This window comes from Hydrogenophaga sp., from assembly GCF_031426985.1.
GTDB lineage: Bacteria > Pseudomonadota > Gammaproteobacteria > Burkholderiales > Burkholderiaceae_C > Hydrogenophaga.
The window spans coordinates 1-4,150 of the sequence record NZ_JASJOY010000250.1 but is presented as its reverse complement, the minus strand read 5'-3'; the positions used below and the strand labels follow the sequence as shown (position 1 = coordinate 4,150).

General features: G+C 68.8%; 2 protein-coding genes. One reads left to right on the top strand and one right to left on the bottom strand.

Features of this window, described 5'->3' with window-relative positions; genetic code table 11:
• Positions 1–1,030 (top strand): methionine aminotransferase (locus RMP09_RS24010; protein ID WP_310568486.1); only part of this gene is annotated, 1,030 nt, incomplete at its 5' end.
• Between the two features lie 6 nt (positions 1,031–1,036).
• Here RMP09_RS24010 and hrpA read toward each other — a convergent pair.
• A partial coding sequence (gene hrpA / locus RMP09_RS24005; protein WP_310568485.1) for an ATP-dependent RNA helicase HrpA occupies positions 1,037–4,150 on the bottom strand: 3,114 nt, incomplete at its 5' end.

The following is a 4,150-nucleotide window of genomic DNA, read 5'->3' as shown; positions in this document are numbered from 1 at the left end:
ACTGGTCAACGCCGTCACCCGCGCCATGCAGGCCGGCCACAACCAGTACCCGCCCATGCCCGGCGTGCCCGCGCTGCGCCAGGCCATGGCCGCCAAGATGCAGGCGCTCTACGGCCTGCGCTGCGACCCGAACAGCGAGATCACCGTCACCGCCGGCGCGACCCAGGCCATCCTGACCGCCATCCTGGCGGTGGTGCACCCGGGCGACGAGGTCATCGTGCTCGAACCCTGCTACGACAGCTACGTGCCCAACATCGAGCTGGCCGGTGGCAAGGTCGTTCGCGTGCCGCTGGTGCCGGGCACGTTCCGGCCCGACTTCGACGCCATCGCGGCGGCCATCACGCCGCGCACCCGCGCGCTGATCATCAACAGCCCGCACAACCCCAGCGGCCAGGTCTGGACCGAAGCCGACATGCGCCGGCTCGACGAACTGCTGGCCCCCACCGATGTGCTGCTGATCAGCGACGAGGTCTACGAGCACATGGTGTTCGACGGCCAGCAGCACCAGAGTGCCGCGCGCTTCCCCGGCCTGGCGGCCCGCGCCTTCATCATCAGCAGCTTCGGTAAGACCTACCACGTGACCGGCTGGAAAGTCGGTACGGTGGTCGCGCCCGCGCCGCTGACCGCCGAGTTCCGCAAGGTGCACCAGTTCAACGTGTTCACCGTCAACACGCCGATGCAGCACGCGCTGGCCGCCTACATGGCGGACCCGGCGCCCTACCTGCAGCTGAGCGCCTTCTACCAGCGCAAGCGCGACCTCTTCCGCGACGGGCTGGCGAGCACGCGTTTTCGCCTGCTGCCCGGCCAGGGCACCTACTTCCAGTGCGTGGGCATCGAGAACCTGGCGGTGGCCGAACGCGACCTGCCCGAAGGCGAGTTCTGCCAGTGGCTCACGCGCGAGATCGGCGTGGCGGCCATCCCGCTGTCGGCCTTCTATGGCAACGGTTTTGATCAGAAGGTGGTGCGCTTCTGCTTTGCCAAGAAGGACGAGACGCTGACAGCGGCGCTGGAGCGCCTGGCCCGGCTCTGAGGCCGGTCAGCTGTTGAGCTGGCTCCAGGCCTTGTCGATCCGTTTGACGCTCACCGGCTGGGGCGTGCGCAGTTCCTGAGCGAAGAAGCTCACCCGCAGTTCTTCCAGCAGCCAGCGCACCTCCTGCAGCCGGGCGTCCTGCACGCCCTTGCGCTCGGCCACCAGACGCCAGAAGCGCTGGTCCTGCGGGCGCAGCTCGGCGAACTTGGCCGCGTCGCGCGCCGGGTCGCTGCGCAGCTTGTCCAGCCGCAGCTGCACCGCCTTGAGGTAGCGCGGAAAGTGCTGCAGCTGGGCGTAGGGCGTGGTGCTCAGGAAGGTCTTGGGCACCAGGCGCTGCAGCTGCTGCTGCACATCGGTCGCCACGTCGGTGGGCGGCCGGCTGTCTTTGAGCTTGCGGGCCGCGGCCGCGTATTCGGTCAGGATCACGCCGGCCTGGCGCGCGATCTCGTTGGCGATCAGGGTCAGGCGCCCTCGCCCTTCGTCGACCCGGGCCTTGAACGCGACGGCATCCGTCGGCAGCGGGTCGGTCAGGAACGCGCGGTCCAACGCCAGGTCCAGGATCTGGTTCTTGAGTTCATCCAGCGTGCCACCACCGCCGCCACTGTCGGTCTTGCCGACGTTCATGTAGGCCACGCCCATGGCCTGCAGGCCCGGCAGATTCTTTTCCAGGTACTTCAGCGCGTCCTTGATCTGCAGCGCGAACAGGCGGCGCAGGCCGGCACGGTGGCGCGTCTGCGCGAGCTCGGGTTCGTCGAAGACTTCGATGCGCACGGCGTCGCCATCGTCGATGAGCGCCGGGAAACCGATCAGCGTCTGGCCGCCCTTGCGGATCTCCATCAGCTCCGGCAGTTCGCCGAAGTCCCAGCTGGTGTGGCGCTGGTGGGCGGTGGCCGCGGGCGGAGCCGGCGACTTGTTCGGCGCGGCCACTCGGCGGGCGCCGTCGGATGCCGCTGGCGGCGCAGCAGGCGCCGGAGTGGTCGCTGCGGGGCCTGCGATGTCCTTGAGCTTGAGCGAGGCCAGCGCCTGGAAGGCGCCGCGCGCCTGGCTGCCCAGCTCGGCCTTGAGGGCGCCGAGGTTGCGGCCCTGGCCCAGCTGGCGGCCGTGCTCGTCCACCACGCGCAGGTGCATGAAGTGGTGGGCCGCCAGCATGTCGACCTTGATGTCGTTGCGCTGCACCGGCAGCTGGGTCGCGTCACGCACCAGTTTCAGCAGCGCATCCATCAGGCTGCCGCCGCCAAAGGTCTCGGGCTGGCACAGCGCTTCGGTCATCTTCTCGGCCGTGGCCGGCAGGGGCACCAGGCGCGAACGCGGGCGCTGGTGCAGGGTCTTGAGCAGGGCCTGCACCTTGTCCTTGAGCATGCCGGGCACCAGCCAGTCGCAGCGGTCTTCGCTGACCTGGTTGAGCGCGAAGATCGGCACCGTCACGCTCACGCCGTCGCGCGGGTCGCCCGGCTCGTGCAGGTAGGCCACGGCGCAGTCCACGCCGCCCAGGCGCAGCGTCTTCGGGAAGGCCTGCGTGGTGATGCCCGCGGCCTCGTGGCGCATCAGCTCTTCGCGCGTGAGGAACAGCAGCTTTGGATTCTCCCGGCTGTGGTCGCGGTACCAGCGCTCGAACGCCGCACCATTGCTCACGTCCGCCGGCAGCTGCTGGTCGTAGAAGGCGTAGATCAGCTCGTCGTCCACCAGCACGTCCTGGCGGCGCGCCTTGTGCTCCAGCTCCTGCACCTCGCGCACGGTGCGGCGGTTGGCGGCCAGGAAAGGCAGTTTGCTGTCCCAGGTGTCTTCGTGCAGATGGCCCACCAGGGCTTCGCGGATGAAGATGTCGCGCGCGCCGGCCGGGTCGACCTTGCTGTAGTCCACCCGCCGCTGGTGGTAGACCACCAGGCCGTACAACGTGGCGCGCTCCAGCGCCGACACGCGTGCCGCCTTTTTCTCCCAGTGCGGGTCCAGCATCTGCTTCTTGAGCAGGTGCTGGCCGACCTGTTCCAGCCACTGCGGTTCGATGTTGGCGATGCCGCGGCCGAACAGGCGCGCGGTTTCCACCAGCTCGGCGCAGACGATCCAGCGGCCCGGCTTCTTGCTCAGGTTGGCACCCGGATGGCGGTGGAACTTGATGCCGCGCGCGCCCAGGTACCAGTCCTCGGTGTCGTTCTTCTGGCCGATGTTGCCCAGCAGGCCGGCGAGCATCGAAAGGTGCAGTTGCTCGTACGACGCGGGCGCGGTGTTGAGCACCCATTTGTGCTCGGCCACCACCGTGTGCAGCTGGCTGTGGATGTCGCGCCATTCGCGCACCCGGCGCACGTTGATGTAGTTCTCGCGCAGCAGGTTTTCGTACTGGCGGTGGCTGAGCTTGTGGTCGGTGCCGTGGCCGCCCTTGCTGTCTTCCAGCCACTTCCAGAGCTTGAGCGTGCCGGTGAACTCGCTCTTTTCGTCGTCGAACTTCTTGTGCGCCTGGTCGGCCTGGGTCTGCTTCTCCAGCGGCCGGTCGCGCACGTCCTGCAGGCTCAGGGCGGACGCGATGACCAGCACCTCGTCCAGCGCGCCGCGCTGCTGCGCTTCGAGCAGGATGCGGCCCACGCGCGGGTCCAGCGGCAGGCGGCTGAGCGTCTGGCCGATGCGGGTGAGTTCGTTGGCGTCGTCCACCGCGCCCAGTTCGGACAGCAGCTGGTAGCCGTCGGTGATGGCACGGCGCTGCGGCGCCTCCAGAAACGCGAAGTCTTCGACTGCGCCCAGGTGCAGCGCCTTCATGCGCAGGATCACGCCCGCCAGCGAGCTGCGCAGGATCTCGGGGTCGGTGAACTTGGGCCGGCCGATGAAGCCGGCCTCGTCGTAGAGACGGATGCAGATGCCGTCGGCCACCCGGCCGCAACGGCCGGCGCGCTGGTTGGCCGCGGCCTGGCTGATGGGCTCGATCAGCAGTTGTTCGACCTTCTGGCGGAAGCTGTAGCGCTTGACCCGGGCCGAGCCGGCGTCGATCACGAAGCGGATGCCCGGCACCGTCAGCGAAGTCTCGGCCACGTTGGTCGAGAGCACGATGCGGCGCTGGCCTTTGGGGTGAAAGATCAGGTCCTGCTCGGCCTGCGACAGGCGCGCGAACAGCGGCAGCACCTCGGCGTTGCG